This is a genomic window from Agriterribacter sp. (genome assembly GCF_035444585.1).
Classification (GTDB): Bacteria; Bacteroidota; Bacteroidia; order Chitinophagales; family Chitinophagaceae; genus Agriterribacter.
Genome location: NZ_DAOMOZ010000361.1, coordinates 1 through 2,648 on the forward strand (window position 1 = coordinate 1; position 2,648 = coordinate 2,648).

Consider the following 2,648-nt stretch of genomic DNA (forward strand, 5'->3'; position numbering starts at 1 on the left):
TTGCGGTGCTGACCCTCCTCGCGTCGGGTGCCGGCCGCAAAACGGTCGGTACGCGCCAGCGTCAGATCGTTTTGCATACACTAAATTCTATGGTCAGTCTTCTGAATTATTTTATTAAAGTTTGCGGTGCTGACCCTCCTCACGTCGGGTGCCGGCCGCAAAAGTGGGGATACCAGCCTGGGCGGCCTGCCGTTGGCGGTGCCTGCTTCACCGGCAGGCAGGTATTCACCGCTAACTATATTTCCTTCATTATTTCAGAAAATATCCGGTAAGACTTTATCCTGTCTTCGTGGTCATATATATTGGAAACGGCCATGATCTCGTTCACCCCGGTTTGCTTTAAGAAGTCTTCCGTTTTTTTCTTTACTGTTTTCTTATCGCCTGCAAAGCTGTACTTCAGCATTTGCTGTAAAGCAGGGTTTTCCATTATCCCGCGCAACTCAGGCGTCATTTCGGTGGGCTCCTGGAGATATGCCGAAACACCTGTAAAAACAGCAAGGAACATCCGGATCAAAGAAGTTGAGATCCTTTCCGCTTCTTCATTGGTATCTGCTGCCATAACATTGATACAGCCAATGCTGTAAGGCTCCTGCAAAAATTCCGATGGTTGAAAATTGTTGTAATAAATGTTAAGCGCTTCAAACAAATGGGTAGTTGCAAAATGACTGGCAAAGGCATAAGGCAATCCCTTTGCTGCCGCCAGGTGTGCGCTGTCGGTGCTGGAACCCAAAATATACAGGGGAACATCCACCCCTTCGGCAACTGTAGCCCTTACCTTGGCAGCGCTGTTTGCAGGGGAAAAATATTGCCGGATCTGGCTTATTTCTTCCGGAAATTTATACACCCGCTGCATCCTGTCTGAACGAATGGCCTGGGCGGTAACCTGGTCTGTGCCCGGTGCCCTTCCCAGTCCGAGATCAATACGGTTGGGATAAAGTGAGCCTAAAGTGCCGAACTGCTCGGCCACGATAAGCGGCGAGTGATTGGGCAGCATAATTCCGCCGGAACCCACTCTTATTTTCTTTGTTCCGCCCGCTATGTAGCCAATAAGTACCACTGTAGCCGAACTGGCAATGCCAATTGCATTATGATGCTCTGCCAGCCAAAAGCGGGTGTAACCAAGGGCTTCTGCCTCCTGTGCCAGGCTGAGGCTTCTCTTTAAGGTCTCTGCCGGACTGCTTCCGTTGGAAACAGTGGCCAGTTCCAGTATGGAATACGGTATGTGTTTTCGGTTCATTGTCATTCCCATTCCCCGGTTTTTATAGTGTAGCGCGTTCTGTGACGCCTTGTTTTACAAATTGCACATTAGCCAGCAACTTTACTGCGCATCCCTTTGTTCGTTATTGGTATTGATGGAATTCACGTCTGCAGCAAACATTGCTCTGGAAGTAGTAAAATCTTCGGACTCCATTTCAATATTCCCTTCAAACTGGTTGAACTGCCCCGTTACCGTTGAAATCATCAAATGTTTTACTTTAAACCGGATTTCAGAATGTGTGGGGTCTATTGCCCATTTTGTTGTTGCCATCTTTCGTGGTTTTTAAAAAATGAGATGTCATTCATTTTGCCCTGGCGGTATTCACGATATAGCCGTGAAATATCTTCCTGGCTGTCTCCTATAAAAGGTCCGTGAGAAACGATAGGGTTGCCTTGCGGTTGTGCTGAATACAAAAGAAGCCGGGCTCCGGCATCACCGGCAGTCAGTCTTAACTCGCTTGAAGTGTTTTCGGTATACTTATCCAGCCAGCCCACCTGGTTTTGATCAATGATTTGATTATCGTCGCCTGCTTCTACGCTTCCTTCCAGCACATATAAAAAAGTAGTGAAGGATGACGGGATACTTTGCAGCGTTGATATGCCTGCAAGCATTTGAATGTCGGCAAGTATCAGGGGAACATAATTGGATACCGGTGATACAACCCCTGCGAACGAGCCGCTGTAAACTTTTATGTTCAATCCATTTTCAGATACTGCCGGCACATCCTTTAATGACAAATGCTGCAGCTTTGGCATTGTCCATCTTTTATCTTTAGGCAGATTTAACCATAGCTGCATCAGGCGCATTTTAGTTTTCTTTGCAATTGTTTCCGTGTGCACAACTCCGCTGCCTGCCGTCATTATTTGAAAATCGCCGGCTTTCATTTTATGAGCGCCATCTCCCATTTCGCCTTCGAGCAACAAGCTAACGGTCTCAAATCCGGCATGTGGATGGGGCCCGCCCGCCGGTTTTTCGTCTTTCTTATCCAGCATATCGTCCATTAACAAAATGAAAGGATCACTCTGCCTGTAGTCGGTCTGGATAACAGCACGGGCTGTATGTCCTTCGCCCAGAAATCCCTGCTGAGGCAGGGGCGTTTGAACGCTTATCAAATTTCTTATCATAATGTTTTTATTATTAACTGATGACTTCCCATTTAGTAAGGCTGATCACTTTTAAAATTGATATTGCAAATTTACCGCCATTTACTATACCTTTGTAAGTACTATACCAATGTATAGCACTATACTTTATGATAGCCAGACAAAAAACAATGAAGAAACCGGTGGAACCCGTGCACTCAGAATGTATGGGGATGTTACGCCCGATAAGGGATGCATTAGATGTTTTAAATGGTAAATGGAAGCTTCCCATCATTGTAGCGTTAACC

At 46.4% G+C, this 2,648-nt stretch carries 4 protein-coding genes; 1 reads left to right on the forward strand and 3 read right to left on the reverse strand.

Going from position 1 to position 2,648, the window contains the following annotated elements; translation table 11 throughout:
* A partial coding sequence (locus PLH26_RS21460; protein WP_324588061.1) for a hypothetical protein occupies positions 1-272 on the forward strand: 272 nt, incomplete at its 5' end.
* On the opposite strand, the gene PLH26_RS21465 is transcribed toward PLH26_RS21460, so the two are convergent.
* The 3 genes from PLH26_RS21465 to PLH26_RS21475 all read right to left on the reverse strand — a co-directional run bounded on the left by PLH26_RS21465 (position 236) and on the right by PLH26_RS21475 (position 2,382).
* The gene (locus tag PLH26_RS21465) at positions 236-1,243 is read right to left on the reverse strand and encodes an LLM class flavin-dependent oxidoreductase (RefSeq protein WP_324588062.1); all 1,008 of its coding nucleotides are present in this window, start codon (positions 1,241-1,243) and stop codon (positions 236-238) included. The genes PLH26_RS21460 and PLH26_RS21465 overlap by 37 nt on opposite strands.
* A gap of 75 nt (positions 1,244-1,318) precedes the next feature.
* Positions 1,319-1,528, reverse strand: a complete 210-nt coding sequence (locus PLH26_RS21470) for a YceI family protein (RefSeq protein ID WP_324588063.1) — start codon at positions 1,526-1,528, stop codon at positions 1,319-1,321.
* On the reverse strand, positions 1,504-2,382 hold the full coding sequence (locus PLH26_RS21475; protein ID WP_324588064.1) for a pirin family protein: 879 nt from the start codon (positions 2,380-2,382) through the stop codon (positions 1,504-1,506). Before PLH26_RS21475 ends, PLH26_RS21470 begins: the two co-directional genes overlap by 25 nt.
* Between the last annotated feature and the right edge of the window lie 266 nt (positions 2,383-2,648).